Source organism: Streptomyces sp. NPDC043427 (genome assembly GCF_056436655.1).
Genome location: NZ_JBWKCC010000015.1, coordinates 194,975 through 216,818 on the forward strand (window position 1 = coordinate 194,975; position 21,844 = coordinate 216,818).

At 70.5% G+C, this 21,844-nt stretch carries 17 protein-coding genes and 1 pseudogene; 11 read left to right on the forward strand and 7 right to left on the reverse strand.

Going from position 1 to position 21,844, the window contains the following annotated elements:
* The first annotated feature begins 51 nt into the window (after nt 1-51).
* The 3 genes from AC067M_RS24205 to AC067M_RS24215 are packed head-to-tail and all read left to right on the forward strand — an operon-like array spanning nt 52 to nt 1,717.
* Nucleotides 52-1,494 carry a glycoside hydrolase family 43 protein gene (locus tag AC067M_RS24205; protein ID WP_478699097.1) on the forward strand — a complete coding sequence of 481 codons (1,443 nt, stop codon included), beginning with the start codon at nt 52-54 and terminating at the stop codon, nt 1,492-1,494.
* On the forward strand, nt 1,440-1,583 hold the full coding sequence (locus tag AC067M_RS24210; protein ID WP_478699098.1) for a cellulose binding domain-containing protein: 144 nt from the start codon (nt 1,440-1,442) through the stop codon (nt 1,581-1,583). Before AC067M_RS24205 ends, AC067M_RS24210 begins: the two co-directional genes overlap by 55 nt.
* Before the next feature lie 11 nt (nt 1,584-1,594).
* A complete protein-coding gene (locus tag AC067M_RS24215) occupies nt 1,595-1,717 on the forward strand; it encodes a cellulose binding domain-containing protein (RefSeq protein WP_478699099.1) in 123 nt (40 codons plus the stop codon).
* Between the two features lie 85 nt (nt 1,718-1,802).
* Here AC067M_RS24215 and AC067M_RS24220 read toward each other — a convergent pair.
* The 5 genes and pseudogenes from AC067M_RS24220 to AC067M_RS24240 all read right to left on the reverse strand — a co-directional run.
* Nucleotides 1,803-2,272 (reverse strand): annotated as a pseudogene (locus AC067M_RS24220) (glycoside hydrolase family 5 protein); the annotation flags it as partial.
* A gap of 150 nt (nt 2,273-2,422) precedes the next feature.
* Nucleotides 2,423-3,937, reverse strand: coding sequence for a glycoside hydrolase family 43 protein (locus tag AC067M_RS24225; protein WP_478699100.1), 1,515 nt, complete (start codon nt 3,935-3,937; stop codon nt 2,423-2,425).
* Nucleotides 3,938-3,980: 43 nt separating this feature from the next.
* Nucleotides 3,981-4,406 carry a hypothetical protein gene (locus tag AC067M_RS24230; protein WP_478699101.1) on the reverse strand — a complete coding sequence of 142 codons (426 nt, stop codon included), beginning with the start codon at nt 4,404-4,406 and terminating at the stop codon, nt 3,981-3,983.
* A gap of 651 nt (nt 4,407-5,057) precedes the next feature.
* A complete protein-coding gene (locus tag AC067M_RS24235) occupies nt 5,058-6,164 on the reverse strand; it encodes a ricin-type beta-trefoil lectin domain protein (protein WP_478699102.1) in 1,107 nt (368 codons plus the stop codon).
* Between the two features lie 586 nt (nt 6,165-6,750).
* Nucleotides 6,751-8,376, reverse strand: a complete 1,626-nt coding sequence (locus tag AC067M_RS24240; RefSeq protein ID WP_478699103.1) for a PucR family transcriptional regulator — start codon at nt 8,374-8,376, stop codon at nt 6,751-6,753.
* A 249-nt stretch (nt 8,377-8,625) separates the two neighbouring features.
* Between AC067M_RS24240 and AC067M_RS24245 the strand changes: the two genes are divergently transcribed.
* From AC067M_RS24245 to AC067M_RS24255, 3 genes are read left to right on the forward strand one after another with little or no spacing between them, the layout of a single operon-like run.
* Nucleotides 8,626-9,894 carry an aspartate aminotransferase family protein gene (locus AC067M_RS24245; RefSeq protein WP_478699104.1) on the forward strand — a complete coding sequence of 423 codons (1,269 nt, stop codon included), beginning with the start codon at nt 8,626-8,628 and terminating at the stop codon, nt 9,892-9,894.
* On the forward strand, nt 9,891-12,797 hold the full coding sequence (locus tag AC067M_RS24250; protein WP_478699105.1) for an FAD-binding and (Fe-S)-binding domain-containing protein: 2,907 nt from the start codon (nt 9,891-9,893) through the stop codon (nt 12,795-12,797). The genes AC067M_RS24245 and AC067M_RS24250 overlap by 4 nt, the downstream gene beginning before the upstream one ends.
* Nucleotides 12,794-14,233 (forward strand): NAD-dependent succinate-semialdehyde dehydrogenase, encoded by a 1,440-nt coding sequence (locus AC067M_RS24255; protein ID WP_478699106.1) that lies wholly within the window; start codon nt 12,794-12,796, stop codon nt 14,231-14,233. Before AC067M_RS24250 ends, AC067M_RS24255 begins: the two co-directional genes overlap by 4 nt.
* A 37-nt stretch (nt 14,234-14,270) precedes the next feature.
* Here the strand turns inward: AC067M_RS24255 and AC067M_RS24260 are convergent, their stop codons facing one another.
* On the reverse strand, nt 14,271-15,014 hold the full coding sequence (locus AC067M_RS24260; RefSeq protein ID WP_478699119.1) for an IclR family transcriptional regulator: 744 nt from the start codon (nt 15,012-15,014) through the stop codon (nt 14,271-14,273).
* A 366-nt stretch (nt 15,015-15,380) separates the two neighbouring features.
* The gene (locus AC067M_RS24265) at nt 15,381-16,127 is read right to left on the reverse strand and encodes an IclR family transcriptional regulator (protein ID WP_478699120.1); all 747 of its coding nucleotides are present in this window, start codon (nt 16,125-16,127) and stop codon (nt 15,381-15,383) included.
* Between the two features lie 308 nt (nt 16,128-16,435).
* On the opposite strand from AC067M_RS24265, the gene solA reads away from it, so the two are divergent.
* Genes solA through AC067M_RS24290 form a run of 5 tightly spaced genes read left to right on the forward strand, consistent with a single transcriptional unit; the run spans nt 16,436 to nt 21,800 of the window.
* Nucleotides 16,436-17,545 (forward strand): N-methyl-L-tryptophan oxidase, encoded by a 1,110-nt coding sequence (gene solA, locus AC067M_RS24270; RefSeq protein ID WP_478699121.1) that lies wholly within the window; start codon nt 16,436-16,438, stop codon nt 17,543-17,545.
* A 2-nt stretch (nt 17,546-17,547) separates the two neighbouring features.
* Nucleotides 17,548-18,609 (forward strand): succinylglutamate desuccinylase/aspartoacylase family protein, encoded by a 1,062-nt coding sequence (locus AC067M_RS24275; protein ID WP_478699107.1) that lies wholly within the window; start codon nt 17,548-17,550, stop codon nt 18,607-18,609.
* Between the two features lie 55 nt (nt 18,610-18,664).
* On the forward strand, nt 18,665-19,771 hold the full coding sequence (locus AC067M_RS24280) for an ABC transporter substrate-binding protein (protein ID WP_478699108.1): 1,107 nt from the start codon (nt 18,665-18,667) through the stop codon (nt 19,769-19,771).
* Entirely contained in the window at nt 19,764-20,903 is a 1,140-nt protein-coding gene (locus AC067M_RS24285) for an ABC transporter ATP-binding protein (RefSeq protein ID WP_478699109.1), read from the forward strand. The genes AC067M_RS24280 and AC067M_RS24285 overlap by 8 nt, the downstream gene beginning before the upstream one ends.
* Before the next feature lie 3 nt (nt 20,904-20,906).
* The gene (locus AC067M_RS24290; protein ID WP_478699110.1) at nt 20,907-21,800 is read left to right on the forward strand and encodes an ABC transporter permease; all 894 of its coding nucleotides are present in this window, start codon (nt 20,907-20,909) and stop codon (nt 21,798-21,800) included.
* The last annotated feature ends 44 nt before the right edge of the window (nt 21,801-21,844 follow it).

Consider the following 21,844-nt stretch of genomic DNA (forward strand, 5'->3'; position numbering starts at 1 on the left):
CGCGCACCGGCCAACAGCTCAGCCGCCAGCCGACATCCAACGGAGGCCATGATGATCACGGCGCGACCGTTACCCGCCACCGGCACGAGGCTCACCCGGGCAGTCGCCTGGGTGGTGGGCCTCCTGCTGGCGTTCGCCGTCGTTCCCGCCGCGGTGCAGCCCACCCCGGCCCGGGCCGACAACCCCATCGTGCAGCACATCTACACCGCCGACCCGGCCCCGCTGGTCCATGACGGACGGGTCTACCTCTACACCGGGCACGACGAGGACGGCTCCACCTACTTCACCATGAAGGACTGGCGGGTGTGGTCCTCCGCCGACATGGTCAACTGGACCGACCACGGCTCCCCGCTCAGCCTGACCACCTTCAGTTGGGCGTCCGCCGACGCGTGGGCGGGACAGGCCGTGCAGCGCAACGGCCGGTTCTACTGGTACGTGCCGGTGAAGAACCGGGCGACCGGCCGGATGGCCATCGGGGTGGCGGTGGCGGACAGCCCCACCGGCCCGTTCCGGGACGCCCTCGGCCACCCCCTGGTGGAGAACGGTGAGATCGATCCGACCGTGTTCATCGACGACGACGGCCAGGCGTATCTGTACTGGGGCAACCCGAACTTGACGTACGTCAGGCTGAACGCCGACATGACCTCCTACTCGGGCAGCCCCACCAGGATTCCCCTCACCACCGCCGGGTTCGGCACACGCACCGGCGACCCCAACCGCCCCACCCTGTACGAAGAGGGACCGTGGGTCTACAAGCGGAACGGCCTGTACTACATGGTCTTCGCGGCCAAGTGCTGCTCGGAATTCATCGCCTACTCCACGGCGCCCGGCCCGACCGGGCCCTGGACCTACCGCGGGACGGTCATGCCCACACAGGGCAGCAGCTTCACCAACCACCCCGGGATCGTGGACTTCAAAGGCAATTCGTACTTCTTCTACCACAACGGCGGGCTCCCGGGCGGCGGTGGCTTCACCCGCTCGGTCGCGGTGGAGAGGTTCTCCTACAACGCCGACGGCACCATCCCGACCATCACCATGACGAACACCGGCGCACCCCAGGTCGGCACGCTCAACCCCTACGTACGCCAGGAAGCCGAGACGATCGCCTGGGGTTCCGGGATCGAGACCGAACCGGCCGGCGAAGGCGGCATGAACGTCGGCTGGATCGACAACGGCGACTACATCAAGGTCAAGGGCGTGGCCTTCGGCTCGGGCGCGTCCTCCTTCACCGCGCGCGTGGCCTCCGGCAGCGGCGGCGGCACCGTCGAACTGCGCCTGGGCTCCCCGAGCGGGGCGGTCGTGGGCCGGTGCGGTGTGCCGAACACCGGCGGCTGGCAGACCTGGACGACGGTGACCTGCCCGGTCAGCGGCGCCACGGGGACCCAGGATCTCTACCTGCGGTTCACCGGCGGCAGCGGTTACCTGCTCAACGTGAACTGGTGGCGGTTCACCCCCGGCACCACCGTGACCGCAGCGCCTGGAACACCGGACTGACCTCCAACATCACCCTCACCAACACCGGCACTACGACGATCGACGGCTGGTCCCTGGCCGTCACCCTGCCCGGCTGCCAGACAGGGTGACGGCCAGGATCGTGTCCCACAACGCCACCATCGCCCCCGGCGCGCTCGTCGACATCGGCTTCCAGGCCGCCCACACCGGCGATACCGCCACGCCCATCGACTTCACCCTCAACGGCACGCCCTGCGCCACCTGACCGACAAGAGGTTGAGCAGATCAGGTGCCAGAATGGCAGGCGGCAGCAGGCGAGGGGATGGGGTGACGCGACCGTGCCGGAAAACCGAGATCCACTGCCATGAGTCGTGGTGGACGTTGAGCACGACGTAGAGGTTCTCGGCGAGCGCCCAGTCGACCACCTGTTTGACGCGGCTCATTACGCATCGTCGACGGTGTAGGGCGCGGTGGTGGACTGGTGCGCTCTCCAGGTGACGGGGATGCGGACGCTGCGGAAGCCCTGCGCACGGATGGTTGCGAACAGCTCCCTGATGGCCTTGGGGTTGCCCCAGGACGTCTCGTCCGGAATCGCGTCCAGGGTGTTGCCCAGGTTCCAGCTGGGCTGCATCGCCGCGACGGCGTCCATGGCGCGGCCCATAACTCTGACCGTGGAGCCTGCCTGCTGTGCCGTGCCGCCGGGCGCGGCCAGCGCGGTGCTGCCGGACAGTCCCAGGATCACGAGCAGCGCCATCAGCAGGCCGGCCAGGCGCCCGGGGCCGCGGCCGCGGTGGTGCGCGGGTTGCCGTATGTCCTGCATGCGTCATGCCTTTCGGTCGGTCATGCCTTTCGGTCGGTCATGCCTTTCGGTCGTCGTGCCTTTGGGGCGGTCGTGCCTTTCGGTCGGCGTACGGGTTGGTTCCATCCGTGGTCAGGAATGGACCGGTTCAGTGGTCAGGAGAAGGCGGGTTCAGTCATCCAGGGGCTCGTAGTCGAACCAGTCGAAGTGGACGGTGCCTGCCGCGGCGTACATGCCGATGACCCGGCCCGTGAATCCGCCGGCGACCTCGGTCGACAGGTAGCGGCCGTCGAGTGCCGCGAGCTCGGTGAACGAGCCGTCGGGCTGCTCGACGCCGAGGGAGACGACGTCGGGTCCGGTGCACGGCCCGTGCGGAGACGGCGGTTCCGTGATCGTGACGGCGAGGACCACAGGCCCGGCGGGCACGGACCGTGCGGCCACGACCGTGCGCAGGGAGCCGACGCGCGCGACCACCCGCACGCGCGTGCCGGACACCTCGATCGCGTAGTGGTGCCGCTCGTCGAGCCGGACGGCGAGGCCACCGCTTCCCTCCGCGGCATCGACCAGAGTGCGCGCCCGGCACGACAGATGCTGCTGGCGCCGGCCGGTGAACACCACGTCGGGCTCGTCCAGGGAGCCGCCCCGCGCGCGGAGCGTCAGCCATCCGGGGCGCTCCTTGGTGGTGCAGTGCTCCGCGGGCCGGTCGCGTAGGGAAATCCAGGACGGTCGTAGTTCGGCGAGCTCGAAGTCGTCCCGGTGCTCCACGACGGGGCCGGGGGAGAGCGGCCAGGGGAACTCGGGCAGGTCCAGGGCGACTTCGCCGACGACCGGCCAGTCGTCCACCCAGGTCACGGGTGTCAGGAAGGTCTCCCGGCCGAGCACGTGCCAGCCGGGAGTGCCTCCGTGCGGTCGTACGCCGAGCAGCACCATCCACCAGGAGCCGTCCGGGGCCTGGACCAGGTCCGCGTGCCCGGTGTTCTGCACCGGGTGGTCGGTGCCGCGGTGGGTGAGGACCGGGTTCGCCGTGCACGGCTCGAACGGCCCGCTGGGCGTAAGGCCGCGGGCGATCGACACACCGTGGCCGCGCTCGGTGCCGCCCTCGGCGATGAGCAGGTACCAGTACTCGCCGATCCGGTGCAGGTGTGGCGCCTCCGGGGCCTTGGCGCCGGGCGCGCCGGACCAGACCTTGTGCGGTGTTCCGTACGTCTGCCCGGTGGACGGGTCGATACGGACCTGCGAGACCCCGGCGACCGTGCACCAGCAGCTGCCGTCCTCGTCCCAGGCCAGATCGGGATCGATGCCGGGCACACCCGGCGCCCGAACGGGATCCGACCACGGTCCGGCGGGGTCGGTCGCCGTGACGATCAGGTTGCCGCCGCCCTCGCTGCAGTTGGTGACGATCAGCCAGAAGCGGCCGTCGTGGTGGCGCAGCGTGGGGGCGTAGATCCCGCCGGAGGACGGCATGTCGGCCGGCAGGCGCAACTGGCTCGGCCGGTCCAGGGCGTTCCCGATCTGCGTCCAGTTCACCAGGTCGCGGCTGTGGAACAGCGGTACGCCGGGGAAGTACTCGAAGCTGGAGCAGGCGAGGTAGTAGTCGTCGCCGACGCGGCAGATGCTCGGGTCGGGGTGGAAGCCGGGGATCACGGGGTTGGCGAAGCGTCCGTCCCGCCGGTGCAGAGGGGGCACCCGATAGGTCCTCTCGTCGAGTCGTGGTGCAGGCGTGGGTGGTTCAGGGAGCCCCGGGGTCTGTGGGGGTGATGCGGAGGAGGACGGCGGACGGCGCGGTGGGCAGGGCCAGGCTCAGCTCGGCCGTGCCGGGCGTCCAGGAGGAGACGGCCCGACTGCTCGAGGGGTAGAGCAGGTCGACACGGGCGGCGGTGTCCCGCAGGTGGAGCAGGTGAAGCGTCGCCGTGGCGTCGGTTCCGGGGCGGCGCCAGGCGGTGAGGTAGGTGGTGGCGGGAGTGCGCAGGGCCAGGGCGATCCAGGGGTCGTCCCAGGCGGGAAGGCCGAGTGGCCAGGACGGCACGGTGTGCGGCAGGTCGGCGCGGATGGCCTTGTACGCCGCCACCGCCTCGTGGACCAGGGCGCGGGCCTCCGGCTCGAGTTCGGGAATGCGGCCGGAGAGGTGGATCCGGCCGAGGAGCGCGTTGACCATGGTGAAGGCCACCTCGTCGAGGGAGTCCTCCGGCTGGGGGTACGCCCAGACGGCACCCTGTTCGGGAGTGACGGCGGTGGGCGCGGACGCCGCGATGGGCGCGTAGAGGTGGAGGTTCTCGGCGCCCGCCCGGGACTGCCGCCACTGGAAGAAGAGAGCCCCCTCCGAACCGCGCGTGGGTTGTAGTCGCCGCCGAAGGCGAGGCCGCCCAGGCGGTCGGTGATGCTGCGTGCCGTCATGAGGCTTCCTCGGATGCGGAAAGGCGAGTTGCGCGGCGGTGAGCCGGGGCCGGTGAGACCGCTCATGTGACCGAGGCTGCTGTGCTGACGAGGCTTCTGCGGTTCGACTCATGGCTCATGGCGGCGGCCTTCCTGCGGGCGGGGTTGTCGAAGCGCTTCAATGCAGCCGAAAGGTAACGGATTTATTTCTCAGGAAACAAGGGCCTGTTCAGGGCGAGAAACTTTCTCCTGCCGGGTCCATTGACAGCATGACGAGGAGGATGGCACCGTCGAAGCGCTTCGACAACTACCGCTCGCGTCAGCTTCACACTCGGCTTTCGCGGGGGTGTGTCCTGGCGGATCACCGCTCCTGTGCCACCGATGTCCTCCGGGGACCGGAGCCCGCAAAGGGCTCCGGTCCCCGGAGCGGGGGTCATCCGGCGGTCAGAGTGGTCCACTTCTGGTTGGCGCCGCCGTGGCAGTCCCACAGTTGGAGCTGCGTGCCGTCGGCCGTGGAGAAGCCCGGAACGTCCAGGCAGCGGCCGGAGGCGGGGTTGCGGTAGCCGCCGTTGTAGGGCTGCCAGACCTGGTTGGAGCCGCCGTGGCAGGCCCAGATCTGCACCTTGGTGCCGTTGGCGGTGCCCCAGCCGTCGGCGTCGAGGCACTTGCCCATGGAGCGCAGGGTGCCGTCGGTGTAGGCGGACCAGAACTGGTTGGCGCCGTCCCCGCAGCTCCAGGTCTGGACGGCCGTCCCGTCGGCGGTACCGGCGCCGTTGACATCCAGGCACTTGCCGGCGATGCCGGACTCCACGCGTGCTGCGGCGGGAGCGGGGTTCCTCAGCCACCCCGCGCTGTCCGCGGCCTGGATGCCGCGGTGGAAGGCGTCGGCCATTTTCTGGTAGCCCGAGTCGTTGGGGTGCAGGGTGTCGGCCAGGTCGGCCGTGGTCAGGCTGCTCATGTCCACGGAGGCGACCTTCTTGCCCGCGGCCTGCGCGTCGCTCACGATCTGAGGGATGGCCCGGTTGTACGCGGCCCTGTACTGCTCCTCCGAGCCGCTGGTGGACACGACCAGGGAGGCCACGAGGACCGTTGCGTCGGGGGCGGCGGCGGTGATCTGGTTGACCAAAGACTTCAGTCGGTCGGTGGCGGTGGAGGGCTGGTAGCTCTCGTTGAGGTCGTTGGTGCCGATCTCCAGCGTCACGACGTTGGGCCGGTAGCGGGTCAGCGATGCGTCGGCGAGCGCGGCGATCTGGTGGATCTTGTATCCGGAGTGGCCTTCGTTGTCGGGGTCGGACATCGAACCGCCCCGCAACGTGCCGACGAAGTCCACCGGATGGCCGTCCGCCGCGAGCTTGTCCCGCAACGGACCCCGGTAGCCGTTGCCCGTACTGCTTCCCACCCCCCAGGTGATCGAGTCGCCCAACGGCATGACCCGCAAGGGCGTGGTCGAGGCGGCGGAGGCAGGGGTCACACCTGCCGCCGTCACCCCGAGCGCGGCAGTGACAAGTGTGATGACGGGCAGAATCCAGGATCTTCTCATGTAGGCGTCCTTCTACTGCGAGTGAGTGCTGAATCAACGGGACTGATCGCCGTTCGTGTCAGCAACTCGGCCGTCGTGCCGTCACGTCGGCGTCGACGGTCGCCTGACGTACCGTCAGAACGGCGTGGGTGAGGGGGAGCCTCTTGCACTGTGGGAGTTGACGACACCGAGCCTTTCCGATGTCCCGTCTGCCCCGGCCCTCCTGTGCCGAGCGGGTTCGGCCCTGACGTCCCCTCAAGCGCACCCGTACAGATATCACGCAGATCCCCGCCTGGACATCCCATGGATGACGGAATTCGGGGATCGGCGACCCAGGGGCGAATTCTGCGTCACTTCGTCCCATCGCCACTGCTCCGATAGCCCCTTTGCCGCCTTCCCTCTCTCCGGTACCGGCCCGTTTACATCCCATGTCTCGTTGCTGGTGTTCGATGCCGTTCGACAGCGCCCGGCTCAGGATCGGCTTGTCCGCCATCGGCTACGGGGCCGGCGGACCGCAAACCCTCGTCGGCGGACAGATCGTCAAGAAGCGGCAGGCGGCCGATGTGGACGCGATAGCCCTGTCGCGGCGGGCAGGGGTCGCTCCACGTCAGTGGGCTCGAATGGCATCAAGTGCCGTGAGAGCCGCGTGCAGTTCGGTGCGCTGTACGCCGGACTCCAGGTCGCGGTCGAGGAGACGCTCGATGGTGCGCAGGCGTTGGTACATGGTTTCGCGGGAGAGACCGCCCCGGCGTGCGGCGGTGGTCTTGTTGCCGGCCGCTTCGAGGTAGTGGCGCAGGGTCGTCAGCAGGTCGGTGCCGTGCTGGGTGTCGGAATCGATGAGTCGCCCTAGCTGCTGTTCGGCGTACTCCTGGACCCGGGTGTCCTCGCGGAGGGCGTACAGCAGGCGGTGCAGACCGATGTCGGACAGCTCGTGGAAGGACCGGTCCGGGGGAAGGGGCTGACCGGGCGGGGTGGCCTCGGCGACGCGGGCCGCCTCGCGGAAGGAACGGGCGGTGTCGGCGAGATCCGTGACCTCCGAACCGACAGTCACGACTGCTTGCGGGGCCAGGCTGAGTGCGGTGCCGCCCAGTCGTTCGACGATGGGTCGCCAGGGTTGGGAGGGACGCAGAGCCAGCAGGATGCCCAGGCGGTCGGGGGCCAGCTCGCCGACCAGAGCCGGGATGCCTGCCGTCCGGAGTTCCTGGAACAGGTGGGGCGCGGGCTCGGTTCCCCCTCTGCCCCTGCGGAGGTCCACCAGGGTCGCGACGAACCGGCTTCGGTCGGCCGGCAGGCCCAGTGCGGCACAACGGGCGCGGGCGTCCTCGGCGGAGTGGTGGCGCTGGTCGACCAGGTCGCGCAGGGCGTTTCGGTGTGCGGTGCGTTCCCAGGGGGTGGGGTGGATGAGGCGGGCGACGGTCAGGGCCATCGCGGTCCTCGCCAGCACGGTGATGTGCTCCGGCCCGAAGGCGGGACCCTCGGTGCGGGCCGGGAGCATGACCACACGGCCCCAGCGCTCGCCCTGGTACTCGACGGGTGCGGTGAGCCAGCCCTCCGGGCCGCAGGTCACCGTGTGGTCGTCGGCCCGGCTGGCTCTGGAGCGCCCTTCCCAGCCGGTGAGTGCCTCCTCCATCGTGCTCCCGGAGGGTTCGCAGATCAGTGCCTGGTGCACCAGGTTCTCCAGGACGACCGTGCGGCCGCACATCTCCGCCGCCGCGCGCACCACGTCCTCCGGGCCGGCGCCGCGCAGGGTCAGGGCGCTGAACGCCTCGTGGATGCGCTGGGTGCGCCGCATCGCGTCCGCCTGGTTGCCGAGCAGAAGGGCGTGCACGACCTGGGTGACCTCCATGAAGTTGACGTCCTTGGCGAGCGTGACGAGGGGGAGGCCACGCAGGCGGCAGGCGTCGACGAGTGCGTCCGGCGGGCGGTGATAGCGACGTACGAGTTCGATGACCAGCGCCGCGGCCCCGACGTCGGCGAGTTCGTCGACGTACCGGCGCACGCCGACCACGTCTTCCGGGAGCGGCATTCCGGTGGTCAGGACGAGTTCGCCGCCCTTGAGGAAGGACGCGGGGTCGGTCAGTTCGGTGATGTGGACCCACCTGACCGGCCGGTCCAGGTGGGGCACACCGGTGACGACCTGGGGTTGTCCGGCTGCCAGGACGGGAAGGGCCAGGACGTCGGCGACGGTGAGTGCGTGGGTGGGCCCATGGCCGGCCGGGTGGTTGTCGTTCACGGTGTCTCCATGGGGGTTCCCTGCTCGAGCACGGCCCACTGCCCGGGAGTGCCCGGCCACTGTGACAAGCGTCGCTGACCTGCGCAAGAGCGGGCCGTGAGCGATCAGCACCCGGCATGCCCCCCGATGAGGCTGACACAATGTCCGGATGTCGCGGCCCGGCCGGACAGATCGCACGTTGGCACACCCCTGGTCCGCAGACATGCTCGGGACACCGCAGCAGACCGAACACGAGGCCGGGAGACGAACATGACCGCACTGTCGCCGCACCTTCGCCAGGCCACGCCCGTGGTGGCTGCCCGGGGCGAGGGCGTCCACATCTTCGACCAGGACGGCCGCCGCTACCTCGACTTCACCGCCGGCATCGGAGTCACCAGCACCGGGCACTGTCACCCCAAGGTCGTGGCGGCGGCACAGGAACAGGTCGGCACGCTGATCCACGGCCAGTACACGACGGTCATGCACCAGCCCCTGCGCCGCCTCGTCGACAAGCTCGGCGAGGTGCTGCCGGCCGGCCTGGACAGCCTGTTCTTCACCAACTCCGGCAGCGAGGCCGTCGAAGCCGCGCTGCGCCTGGCCCGCCAGGCCACCGGCCGGCCGAACGTCATCGTGTGTCACGGCGGCTTCCACGGACGTACGGTCGCTGCCGCCTCCATGACCACCTCCGGGACCCGCTTCCGTTCCGGCTTCTCGCCGCTGATGAGCGGAGTCGTCGTCACCCCGTTCCCCTCGGCCTACCGGTACGGCTGGGACGAGGAGACCGCCACCCGCTTCGCCCTGAAGGAGCTCGACTACACGCTGCAGACGATCTCCTCACCCGCCGACACGGCCGCGATCATCGTCGAGCCGGTGCTCGGCGAGGGCGGATACGTCCCCGCGACCCGCGCCTTCCTGGAGGGGCTGCGCGAGCGTGCCGACCGCCACGGGTTCCTCCTCATCCTGGACGAGGTGCAGACGGGCGTCGGCCGCACCGGACGCTTCTGGGGCCACGACCACTTCGGCGTCACGCCCGACATCCTCGTCACCGCCAAGGGCCTGGCCAGCGGCTTCCCCCTCTCCGGCATCGCCGCCTCCGAGGAGCTGATGACCAAGGCGTGGCCGGGTTCGCAGGGTGGCACCTACGGCGCCAACGCCGTCGCGTGCGCCGCGGCCTGCGCCACCCTCGACGTCGTACGCGACGAGGGGCTCGTCGAGAACGCCGAGGCGATGGGCAAGCGGCTGCGCCACGGGCTGGAGGCGGTGGCCGACCGGACGCCCGGCATCGGCGACGTGCGGGGCCTGGGCCTGATGCTGGCCACCGAGTTCGTCACCGAGGACGGCAGCCCCGACCCCGAGACCGCCGCCCGCGTGCAGCGCGCCGCCATCGACGAGGGCCTGCTTCTGCTGCTGTGCGGGGCCTGGAACCAGGTCGTACGCATGATCCCGGCGCTCGTCATCGACGAGACGGCGGTGGACGAGGGCCTCCAGGCCTGGGCGACCGCGGTCGAGGCAGGCACGTCGGGGGCGTCGCAGCGATGACGGCCTCCCTCCCGCGCCTGGTCGACGAGCTCGCCCGTACCGCTCCCGGCCTGCGGATCGAGACCGGTGCGGGAGGGACCGGCGCGTACGCATACGACGCCTCCAACTACCGGGTCCCGCCGCAGGCGGTGGCCTTCCCCCGCAGCGCCGACGACGTCGTCGCGGTGCTGCGGGCCTGCCGCGGGGCCGGCGTCCCGCTCACCGCCCGCGGCGGCGGCACCAGCATGGCGGGCAACGCCGTCGGACCCGGCGTCGTCCTGGACTTCTCCCGGTACATGAACCGGATCCTGGACATCGACCCGCAGGCACGCACCGCGCGCGTCGAGGCGGGAGTGGTCCTCGACGCCCTCCAGAGCGCGACGAGCCTGCACGGGCTGGCCTTCGGCCCCGACCCGTCCTCGCACAGCCGCTGCACCCTCGGCGGCATGATCGGCAACGACGCGTGCGGGAACCGGTCGGTGCGGCACGGTCGCACCAGCGGTCACATCGAGGCCCTGGAGATCGTGACGGCCGACGGCGTGCGGGCCGTCGCCGACCGCACCGGTCTGCGGGCCGCCGATCCGAACGACACCGACGCCGTGCGGCACGTCGCCCGGCTGGAGGCGGACGTACGACGCCTGATCGGCGACAGCCTGGCGCCGATCCGTACCGAGCTGGGCCGGGTACCGCGCCAGGTCTCCGGCTACCAGTTGCACCACCTGCTGCCCGAGCACGGCTTCGACATGGCCCGCGCACTGGTGGGCACCGAGGGCTCCTGTGCGGTCGTCACCGCCGCGACGGTCCGCCTGGTGGCGACCGCACAGGCTTCCACCCTCCTCACCCTCGGCTACGACGACGTGGTCGACGCCGCCGAGGACGTCCCCGAGATCCTGCGCTGGAACCCCACCGCCGTGGAGGGCATGGACGAGGCGATCGTCGCCACCATGCGTGCCCGGCGTGGCCCCGACTCCGTCACCGGACTCCCCGAGGGGCGGGCTTGGCTGTACGTCGAGCTCGACGGCGACGACCAGGCGGCCGTCGACGCCCGCGCCGCCGAACTGCTGGCCGTACTCGAGGCCCACGGCCGGCTGACCGGCGGGCGGGTCGTGCACAGCCCGGCCGAGCGGCGTTCGCTGTGGCGGGTGCGGGAGGACGGGGCGGGGCTCGCCGCCCGGCTCGTGGACGGCGGGGAGTCCTGGCCCGGCTGGGAGGACGCGGCGGTCGCCCCCGAGAACCTGGCCGCCTATCTGCGCGGCTTCCGCAAGCTGCTGGCCGCGCACGGCCTGACCGGCGTGCTGTACGGACACTTCGGCGCGGGATGCGTCCACGTGCGCATCGACTTCGACCTCGCCACGGACACGGGGCGGGCCGCCACCCGCCGGTTCCTGTCGGAAGCCGCCGCCCTGGTCGTCGAGCACGCCGGAAGCCTGTCGGGCGAACACGGCGACGGGCGGGCCCGGGGCGAGCTGCTGGAGGTCATGTACAGCCACCGGATGATCCGGACGTTCGCCGCCTTCAAGGAGATCTTCGACCCCGAGGGGCTGCTCAACCCCGGCGTCATCGTGGCCCCGGCCCGCCTCGACGCCGACCTGGCGCTGCACACGCCCTCCCCGCAGGTGCTGCCCGTGGAAACGCTGTTCTCCTTCCCGCACGACGAGGACGGCTTCGCAGGAGCGGTGCGCCGCTGCGTCGGGGTCGGCCGCTGCCGCAGCGACTCGGGCGGCGTGATGTGCCCCAGCTACCGGGCCACCGGGGAGGAGAACGCCTCCACCCGCGGCCGGGCCCGTCTGCTCCAGGAGATGGTGCGGGGCGGAACCGTCCAGGACGGCTGGCGTTCCACGGAGGTCCGTGACGCCCTCGACCTGTGCCTGTCCTGCAAGGCCTGCTCCAGCGACTGTCCGGTCGGCGTCGACATGGCCACGTACAAGGCGGAGTTCCTGCACCAGCACTACAAGGGCAGAGTCAGACCCCGCTCCCACTACTCCCTGGGCTGGCTGCCCTTGACCTCCAGGCTCGTCGGATACGCGGCCCGCCCGGTGAACGCGCTGCTGCGCGGCCCCCTCGGGAAGCTGCTCGCACGTCTCGGCGGCGTGACCACCGAACGCCGGATCCCTGCCTTCGCCTCCCGGCACGCACTGCGCCGGGCCCTGCGCCCGGCGAGGACCGGCGAACCGGCGAAGACGCTTCTGTTCGTGGACAGCTTCACCCGCGCCTTCCGCCCCGAGGTGGCCGGGGCGGCGAGCCGCGTACTCGCCGACGCCGGCATTCCCTGCACGGCACAGGACGACCTGTGCTGTGGCCTGACCTGGGTGAGCACCGGGCAGCTGTCCCTCGCGCGCCGCATCATGGCCCGCACGGTCGCCCGGCTGGACAACGGCGACGACCGGCCCATCGTCGTGGCCGAGCCCAGCTGCGCGGCAGCCCTCAAGCGTGACGTGCCCGAACTCCTCGGCACCGACGCCGCCCAGCGCGTCGCGGCCCGCGTCCACACCCTCACCGGAGCCCTCACCGACCTCGCCGCACCGGGCTGGCGCCCGCCCACGCTGCCGGACGAGGTTGTCCTGCAGACCCACTGCCACGAGTACGCCACCTTCAAGGGCCGCCACCCCCGCGACCTGCTCGGCCGCCTCGGCGTACGCAAGGTCGACGAGGCCGAGGGCTGCTGCGGACTCGCCGGCAACTTCGGTTTCGAGGAGGAGCACTACGACACCTCCATGGCCGTCGCGGACCTGGCCCTGAAACCCCGCCTCGACGGCATCCACGCCACCGACGGGGCCACCCCGACCGTCGTCGTGGCCGACGGCTTCAGCTGCGCCACCCAGATCGACCACCTCGCCGGAGACCAGGGCGTCCGCGCCCTGCACCTCGCGGAACTGCTCGACCCCGCCGCCGATCGACCCGATCAACGAGGAGAGACCTCATGACCGACACACCCACGCAGTTGTTCATCGGCGGCGCCTGGGTGGACGCCGCAGACGGCGCCACCCTGCCCGTCGACGACCCCGCGACCGGCGAGATCCTTTGCCACGTCGCCGACGCCGGCCCCAAGGACGCCAAGCTCGCCGAGGAAGCGGCCGTGCGGGCACAGGAGGAATGGGCCCGTACAGCACCCCGGGTGCGCAGCGAGATCCTGCGCCGCGCCTACGAGATCATCCTGGAGCGCACCGACGAGCTCGCCCACCTGATGACGGCCGAGATGGGCAAGCCGCTCGCCGAGGCCAGGGGAGAGGTGGCGTACGCGGCCGAGTTCTTCCGCTGGTTCTCCGAGGAGGCCGTCCGCATCGACGGCGGCCTCGGTGTCCTGCCCGACGGCCGCAACCGGATGCTGCTCTCCCGCCGCCCGGTCGGCCCCTGTCTGCTGATCACCCCGTGGAACTTCCCGCTGGCCATGGGCACCCGCAAGATCGGCCCGGCGGTTGCGGCCGGCTGCACGATGATCCTCAAGCCGGCCCCGCAAACCCCTCTGTCCAGCCTGGCTCTCGCCGCGATCCTCAAGGAGGCCGGGCTGCCGGACGGCGTACTGAACGTCGTCACCACCTCCCGTGCGGGGGAGGTGTGCGAACCGCTCCTTCGCGGGGGGCGGATTCGCAAGCTGTCCTTCACCGGTTCCACGGCCGTCGGGCAGTTGCTGCTGGCCCAGAGCGCGGAGGCCGTGGTCCGGACGTCGATGGAGCTGGGCGGCAACGCGCCGTTCATCGTCTTCGACGACGCCGACCTGGACAAGGCGGTGGACGGCGCCATGGTCGCCAAGATGCGCAACATGGGTGAGGCGTGCACCGCCGCCAACCGCTTCTTCGTACACGGGTCGGTGGCGGAGGAGTTCGGGCGGCGCCTGGCCGAGCGGATGGGCGCGCTCGTCGTGGGCCCCGGTACCCGGGACGGCGTCGATGTCGGCCCGCTGATCGACAGGAGGGGGCGTGCCAAGGTCGAGGAACTGGTCGCCGACGCGGTGGAGCGCGGTGCGCGCGTCCTCGCCGGCGGCCGTACGCCGGAGGGCCCGGGCTGTTTCTACCCGCCGACCGTGCTCGCCGACGTCGACCCCGGCAGCCGTCTGATGGACACGGAGATCTTCGGCCCGGTGGCCGCGATCCTCACCTTCGACGACGAGGACGAGGTGATCCGCCGGGCCAACGACACCCCGTGGGGCCTGGTCGGTTACGTCTTCACCGAGGGCCTCGACCGTGCCCTGCGGGTGGGCGAGCGGCTGGAGGTGGGCATGGTGGGGCTGAACACGGGTCTCGTCTCCAACCCGGCCGCACCCTTCGGCGGGGTCAAGCAGTCCGGGCTGGGCCGCGAGGGCGGCCGGGTGGGGATCGACGAGTTCCTGGAGTACCAGTACCTCGCGGTGCCCGTGAGCTGACGGCGGTCTCCCTGTCCGGCCTCGCCTCGCCGCGGCCTCAGCGCAGGTGGCGTGCGCTGATCTCCGCCGCGGTGTCGGTCACCAGTTGGCCCAGCTCGGCGAGCCGGCCGGGCTCGAAGCGGGAGTCGGGCAGGGAGACGGCCACGGCGGCCAGCGGTACGCCCTCACCGTCCAGCACGGGTGCCGCGATCGCGCAGACACCCTGAAGGTACTGGTTGTGGTTGACGGCGTAGCCACGCTCTCTCACACGGCGGAGCTCCGCTCGCAGTTGCTCCGGGTCGGTGATGGTTTCCTCGCCGTAACCCTCCAGCGTCCCCGCGGTGACCTCGTCGACCTCGGACTTCCCCAGATGGGCGAGGACGGCGTTCCCGCCGGCGGTGGCGTGCAGGGGTGAGGTGTCGCCGATGGCGTGGAAGGTGCGTACGGCGTGGTCGCAGTCGACGCGGTCGACGACCACCATGCCGTGCAGGGCGTCCGGGACCGACAGGTGGATGGTCTCGTTCAGCGTGTCGCGGAGGCGGATCATGGGTTCACGTGCGGCGGCGAACAGGCTGGAGCCCTGCAGGGCGGCGGGGCGTACGGCCAGGACGCGGGCGCCGATCTCCCAGCGGGTGGTGTCCCTGCGGTTGGCGCGCAGCCAGCCGGCCTCGGCCAGCGTGACCAGTGTGCGCTGCACGGTGGACTTCGGCAGCCCGAATATCTTCGTCAACTCCCCGACGGTCACGGGCTGATGTCGGGCGACCGCCTCCAGAACCCGCAGCGACCTGGTGACGCTCTTCATTTCCATTCGATGCCCCCTCAGACCTGTGGATTCCTTGTACTCACCTCGTGATTCCGGCGCGGAGTCACGGCCACGATCATGCCGTATTTTAGCACAGCGTTCCACAATACGGCACGTGGCTGAGGTTGGCCCCTCACCGGACCGAACCTTGAGGGGTGCTGGGGGTCCCGATTCCCCGCGGCGATGGACAGCGGTAGTGCCCTGACCGCGCCTACCGTGCCGCGTGGTGCGGCCGCCCTGTGTCCCGGTCATCCCCCGGCCGGGCACAGGGCGGTGGCTGCCGGGGCGCATGGCCGAGGGGCCGACCCGCGCGCTGACGCGTGCGAGCCGGCCCTGGTCGACGGGTTGCGGGCTGTCGACCGCCGTTCAGGCGCCCAGGCGGCGCTGCGAGATCTCCGCGGCCGTGTCGGCGACGAGGCGGCCCCACTCGGGTGCCCGTGCATCGTCGTACCGTGCCTCGGGCATGGAGATGGCCACGGCGGCCAGCGGGGTGCCGTCCTCGTCGAGGACGGGCGCGGCGACGGCGCAGACGCCCGGCCGGAACTGGTTGCGGTTGACCGTGTAGCCGTCGGCGCGGATCCGGTCCAGCTCGGCGCGCAGTTCGTCGGGCCCGACAGGGGTCGTGTCGCTGAATCGCTCCAGCCCGGCCGTGATGAGCTCTTCGACGTCCCGCCTCGGAAGGTGGGCGAGGATGGCGCGCCCGACGGCGGTGGCGTGCAGGGGTGAGGTGTCGCCGATGGTGTGGAAGGTGCGTACGGCGTGGTCGCAGTCGACGCGGTCGACGACGACCATGCAGTGCAGGGCGTCCGGGACCGACAGATGGATGGTCTCGTTCACCGCGTCCCGAAGGCGGATCATGGGTTCACGTGCGGCGGCGAACAGGCTGGAGCCCTGCAGGGCGGCGGGGCGTACGGCCAGGACGCGGGCGCCGATCTCCCAGCGGGTGGTGTCCCTGCGGTTGGCGCGCAGCCAGCCGGCCTCGGCCAGCGTGACCAGTGTGCGCTGCACGGTGGACTTCGGCAGCCCGAACATCTTCGTCAACTCCCCCACGGTGACCGGCTGATGCTGGGCTACCGCCTCGAGGATGCGCAGCGATCTGGTGACGCTCTTCATTTCCATCCGGTTTCCCCCTGTTAATCCGCGAAATTTCTGCCGGACACCCTCTTGACTCCCCTCTGGCTCGCTGTCATTGTCTGTGCCAGATTCTAGCACAGCATTCCACATAGTGGCACGCTCCTGGGGATCCCACCGAAGTGAGCCGGACTGCGAGATGCGGCGGTTGTCAGCCGCAGGTCCCACAAAGAAGGGCCTGGCTCCCGCCCACACCTTCTTGAATCGAACAGCCTCACGTCGAGGGCTCAGCATGCGCCTCGGCGATACGAAAGGAAAGTCCTGTGTCACCTGCGAGGAAGCGTGTCGCGGTGGTAGGCGTCGGAACGATGGGCAGTCAGGCCGCCTGGCGGCTGGCGGCCCGCGGCGCCGAGGTCGTCGGCTACGACCGGTACGCACCCGGCCACGACCGCAGTGCCGCCGGCGGCGAGACCCGGATCTTCCGCAGCGCCCACTTCGAGGACTCCCGCTACGTCCCGCTGCTCAAGCACTCCGACGCCCTGTACGAACAGCTCCAGCAGGAGAGTGGCCGCGAGCTGCGCCGCCTGACCGGGTGCCTGCTGATGGGGCCGACCGAGCAGCAGCAGATGGCGACCGTGCTTGAGTCCATCGCCGAGCACGGCCTGGACCACGAGGTGCTGGACGCCGAGTCGCTGGCCAAGCGCTTCCCGCAGTACCGCATCGAGGACGGCGACGCGGCCGTGCTCGACCGCCGCGCCGGCTTCATCCGCCCGGAGCTGACCATCCAGACCGCCGCGCGCCGCGCAGAGCAGCTGGGTGCGGTGATCCACCGTTACACCACGGTCCGCGAGATCGTGCCTGTCGCGGGCGGCGTGGAGATCCGCACCGACGCCGGCAGCGAGCGCTTCGACACCGCCGTCGTCTCCCCTGGCCCCTGGGTCAACGACCTGCTGCCCGACCTCCCCTGGGAGGTGGACATCCGCCGCCTCGTCAGCGCCTGGTTCGTGCCCACCACCGACGCCTGGTTCGGCGAGGAGCGTCCCGCGTTCATTCGCACGGCCCCCACGCACTGCTACGGCCTGCCCTCCCCGGACGGCATCTCCGTCAAGCTCGGCCTCTCCCAGGCCCTGCACAAGCCCGCCGGTGACCCGAACCAGCTGGACCGGACGGTGCATCCGGAGGAACTGGAGATCTTCAGCGAGCTGATCGGCCGCTACCTGCCGGACCTGCACCCCGACCCGACCCGGCTGTCGGTCTACATGGAGGGCTACACCAAGAGCAGCCGCCCCCTGGTCGGCCCGCTCCCCGGCGCCGAGAACGTGATCCTGCTCGCGGGCTTCTCCGGCCACGGCTTCAAGCTCTCGCCCGCCTTCGGCGACATCGCCGCCGACCTCGCGCTGGACGGCACCTCCACCCAGCCCATCGACTTCATCTCCACCCTCGGCCGGACGGAGGCATGACCATGAGCGGCACCACCCTCTCCGTCGGCTCCCTGGACGCCGAGCCCGGCACCAAGGCGCGCGGCAGTGTCCGCGCCGACCTCGGCACCCTCACAGCGGACATCCCGCTGACCCTGATCAACGGCACCCGCCCCGGCCCCCGGGTCGTCATCACCGCGGGAGTGCACGGCGGCGAGTTCACCCCCATCGACGCCGTCGTACGCCTGGCGGACAGGCTGGGCCCCGGTGAGGTGCACGGGCAGGTCATCATCTGCCCGGTCGCCAACCCCAACGCCGTGTACCAGGGGCGGCTCAACGTCTCCCCGGCCGACGGCGTGAACATCAACCGCGTCTTCCCCGGTGACCCCGACGGCGGCCCCACCGAGCGGCTGGCCGCCTGGCTCTTCGCCCACCTCGTCGACGGCGCCGACGTCTACATCGACCTGCACTGCGGCGGCATCGACCAGGTCCTGCGCGACTTCGTCGGCTACCGCCTCACCGGCGACACGGACCTCGACAAGGCCACGGCCGAACTGGCAGGCTCCTTCGGCATCGAGGACGTCATCATCGGGCTGACGCCCGAGGGCGGCAACAGCCACGCGGCCGCCGCCCGCCGGGGCATCTCGGCGGTCCTCGTCGAGGTGGGCTCACTCGGCCAGCGCGACGAGCCCACGGCCCTCCGCCGCGTCGACGGACTGTGCCAGGCGCTGCGCCACCTGGGCGTCCTCGACCCGGACGGCTCCGCCCCGGCACCGACCCGCGAGTGGGTCTGGTCCGCCGGCGTCACCGCCGAGGCCACCGGCCTGTGGTACCCGGAGTTCTCCTTCGACGCCGACATCATCGGCGAAGTCGCCGAGGGCGACCTCCTCGGCCGCATCGTCGACCCGGCCGACGGCCGGGAGCACACGGTCCACGCCCCGGCCGGCGGACGGATCATCTACGGCATGCACGGCCTCACCGTCCGCCCCGGCACCGAACTCGCCGCCCTGGCCATCCCGTGGGACCCCGACACGGCCACGCGACCCGACACCCTCCCGGTCCCCGGCATGGGCCGCGGATCCGACGAGGCGGACCCCCGCCCCTAGACCCCCATCCCCAGCCGTCCCCTTTCCCCGTAGCACCACCCCCAGGAGGCACACTATGAGAGACGCCCGTATAGACCGCAGGCTCTTCCTGCGCGGCGTCGGCGGAGCCACGGCGGGTCTCGCCGCCGCGACCGCCCTCAGCGCATGCGGCACCGGCACCAGCCGCACCCCTTCCGGCAGCGCCAAGGGCGGCAGCAAGACGGTGGTCGTCCGCGACAGCGGCGGTTCCTACGGTGCGGCCCTGCAGAAGGCGATCTACACGCCGTTCACGCAGGAGACCGGCATCAGCGTCAAGGTGCTCAACCTGGACGACGCCCCGCTGCTCGCCCAGATCAAGCAGGGCCGCCCGCAGTGCGACCTCATCAACAACGCGATGATGTCGCACTACAAGTATGTTGCTCAGGACGCCCTGGAGACGCTGGACCGCGACCGGATCAAGAGCCTGAAGAGCGCGAAGATCCCCGACAACCAGATCACCGACCACGCCATCGGCAGCAGCTTCTACGGCCAGTGCATCGCGTACCGCACCGACGCCTTCGGCGGCAAGAAGCCGGAGTCGTGGGCGGACTTCTGGGACACCAAGGCGTTCAAGGGCGACCGTGCGATGGTCCACCCGGACGGTGACCTGCCCGAGCTGGAGTTCGCGCTGCTGGCCGACGGCGTCCCCATGGACAAGCTGTACCCGCTGGATGTGGACCGTGCCTTCAAGGTGCTGACCCGGCTGCGGCCCCACATCAAGAAGTTCTGGGACAGCGGCCCGCTGCCGGGTGTGCTGCTGAGCCGCCAGGAGGTGACGATGTCCACCGTCTGGGACGGCCGGGTCGCCGATATGCAGAAGCAGGGCATCCCGGTCGAGCGGCAGCTCAACGGCATGCGCCGTCAGTTCCAGGGCTATGCCATCGCCAAGGGCGCGGCCAACGTGGACGCCGCCTACCAGCTGATGGACTTCTCGCTGCGTGCCGAGAGCCAGGCCAACCTGGCCAAGGCCTTCCCGTCGAACCCGTCCTCCCCGCTGGCCTACGAAAAGCTCACCGAGGACGAGCGCAACGCGCTGTCCGGTGCGCCGAAGTACTACGACAAGGGCTTCGACGCGGACGTCGACTGGTGGCTGAAGAACGAATCGGCTGTCACCAAGCGCTGGCTGGAGTGGGCTCGTGGCTGATTTCGGTGTTGCCACACCGTCCGTCAAGGTGGCCGGCGGCAAGCCGGCCACCGCGACCGGCAAATCGCTGTCGGTGGTGGCCTTGCGCAAGACATACGGGGACGTCGTCGCGGTCGACGAGGCGTCCATGGAGATCGCGGCGGGAGAGTTCGTCACCTTCCTGGGCTCCTCGGGGTCGGGCAAGACCACGACCCTGATGATGATCGCCGGGTTCTGCGAACCGGACTCCGGCACCATCACCGTCGGGGACCGTGACGTCACGAAGCTCGCGCCGCAGAAGCGGGGCCTGGGTTTCGTCTTCCAGCAGTACCTGCTCTTCCCGCACATGACCGTCCGTGAGAACGTCGCCTTCCCGCTCACGCTGCGCGGGGTGCCGAAGGACGAGATCCGCAGGCGGGTCGGGGAGACGCTGGAGATCGCGGGTCTGTCCGGGTTCGGCGGCCGCAAGCCGCGCGAGCTGTCCGGCGGTCAGCAGCAGCGCGTGGCCCTGTGCCGGGCGCTGGTCTACCGCCCGCCGGTCATCTTGATGGACGAGCCGCTGGGCGCGCTGGACAAGAAGCTGCGTGACCAGCTCCAGGTCGAGATCAAGACCATCCAGCAGGAACTCGGCCTGACCGTCATCTACGTGACGCACGATCAGGAAGAAGCGCTGGTGATGTCGGACCGGATCGCGGTGATGCGCAACGGACTGATCGAGCAGTTCGACACCCCCAGGGAGCTGTTCGAGCGGCCGAAGACGCCCTTCGTCGCGGACTTCCTCGGCGCGGCCAACTTCCTGCCCGGCCGCATCGAACAGCACACCGACGAGCACACCCTGGTCCGCCTGGACAACAGCGGCGGCCTGATCAAGGCGCGCCGCCACCAGCTGGCCTCCGGCACCCCGGTCAAGGTCGCCGTCCAGCCGGGCCGGCTGCGGGCCTGCGCCACCGACGACGGCTTCTGTACCGGCACGGTGGAGACCGCCACGTATGTGGGCACTCTGGTCCGCGCCGGCGTGCGGATCGACGGCGGTGACGCGCCGCTGCTGCGGCTGGAGGTACCGGCCGGCCGGGGCCCCGTTGCCGGCGAGCGGGTCGGGATCACCGCCGACCCGGACGACGTCAACCTCTTCACAAGCGAACAGGGCGGGTGAGCCATGGCCGCCCTCACCGCCACCGCCCCCGCCCGTCCGCGCAAGCTGCTGGCTTCGCGCAAGACCCGGGTCGGGATCCTCTACGCGCTGCCGGTCGTCGTCTATCTGCTGGTGCTGTTCGTCTACCCGATCTTCAGCACGCTGCTTCTCAGCCTGAAGAACGCCGACGGATCGTTCACCCTGCACTGGTACGTCGAGGCGCTGACGGGGGTCAACCTCTCGGTCCTGTTCACCACGCTGCGGATCTCGGCGGAGACGGCGCTGCTCAGCCTCGTCTTCGGGTTCCTCCTGGCGAACGCGATCTCGCGGCTCAAGCCCATTTGGGCCGGACTGGCGATGCTGGTCGTTGTTGTTCCGCACTTCATCAGCGCTCTGGTGCGCACCTACGGATGGATCATCCTGCTGGGTGACAAGGGCCTGGTGAACGAGACCCTGGTCGGCCTGTCGGTACCGGGGGCGCCGTTCCGGCTGCTGTACAACGAGATCGGCGTGGTCATCGGCACCACTTCCATGATGCTGCCCTACACCGTGCTGTTGCTGTACGGCGTGATGCGCGGCGTGGACCGCCGCCTGCTGGCGGCCGCGGCCAGCATGGGCGCGGGACGCGTGACGATCTTCTGCCGGGTCTACCTGCCACTGGTCGCCCCTGGCCTGGCCAGTGCCGGACTGCTCAGCTTCATCCTCTCGCTGGGCTACTACATCACCCCGGCCCTGATGGGCGGACCCAACCAGACGATGATCGCCACCCTCATCAACCAGCAGGTGACCAAGGACAACCAGTGGAACGGGGCGGCCGCCCAGGGCGTCATCCTGCTGCTGCTCACCATCGCCGGACTGCTGCTGGTCAAGCTCGTCAGCTCCCTCGGCGCCAGCCGTAAGAAGAGGAGCGCGTCATGATGGAGCTGCGCAAGACCCTCGCCGGGCGAATCGCCCTGACGGCC

Excerpts from the sequence above, each read along its gene's own strand:
- AC067M_RS24235 (WP_478699102.1), bottom strand. The coding sequence starts at position 6,164 with ATGAGAAGATCCTGGATTCTGCCCGTCATCACACTTGTCACTGCCGCG.
- AC067M_RS24265 (WP_478699120.1), bottom strand. The coding sequence starts at position 16,127 with ATGAAGAGCGTCACCAGATCGCTGCGCATCCTCGAGGCGGTAGCCCAG.
- AC067M_RS24275 (WP_478699107.1), top strand. The coding sequence starts at position 17,548 with ATGAGCGGCACCACCCTCTCCGTCGGCTCCCTGGACGCCGAGCCCGGC.
- AC067M_RS24205 (WP_478699097.1), top strand. The coding sequence starts at position 52 with ATGATCACGGCGCGACCGTTACCCGCCACCGGCACGAGGCTCACCCGG.
- AC067M_RS24260 (WP_478699119.1), bottom strand. The coding sequence starts at position 15,014 with ATGAAGAGCGTCACCAGGTCGCTGCGGGTTCTGGAGGCGGTCGCCCGA.
- AC067M_RS24250 (WP_478699105.1), top strand. The coding sequence starts at position 9,891 with ATGACGGCCTCCCTCCCGCGCCTGGTCGACGAGCTCGCCCGTACCGCT.
- AC067M_RS24245 (WP_478699104.1), top strand. The coding sequence starts at position 8,626 with ATGACCGCACTGTCGCCGCACCTTCGCCAGGCCACGCCCGTGGTGGCT.
- AC067M_RS24255 (WP_478699106.1), top strand. The coding sequence starts at position 12,794 with ATGACCGACACACCCACGCAGTTGTTCATCGGCGGCGCCTGGGTGGAC.
- AC067M_RS24290 (WP_478699110.1), top strand. The coding sequence starts at position 20,907 with ATGGCCGCCCTCACCGCCACCGCCCCCGCCCGTCCGCGCAAGCTGCTG.
- AC067M_RS24230 (WP_478699101.1), bottom strand. The coding sequence starts at position 4,406 with ATGGTCAACGCGCTCCTCGGCCGGATCCACCTCTCCGGCCGCATTCCC.
- AC067M_RS24280 (WP_478699108.1), top strand. The coding sequence starts at position 18,665 with ATGAGAGACGCCCGTATAGACCGCAGGCTCTTCCTGCGCGGCGTCGGC.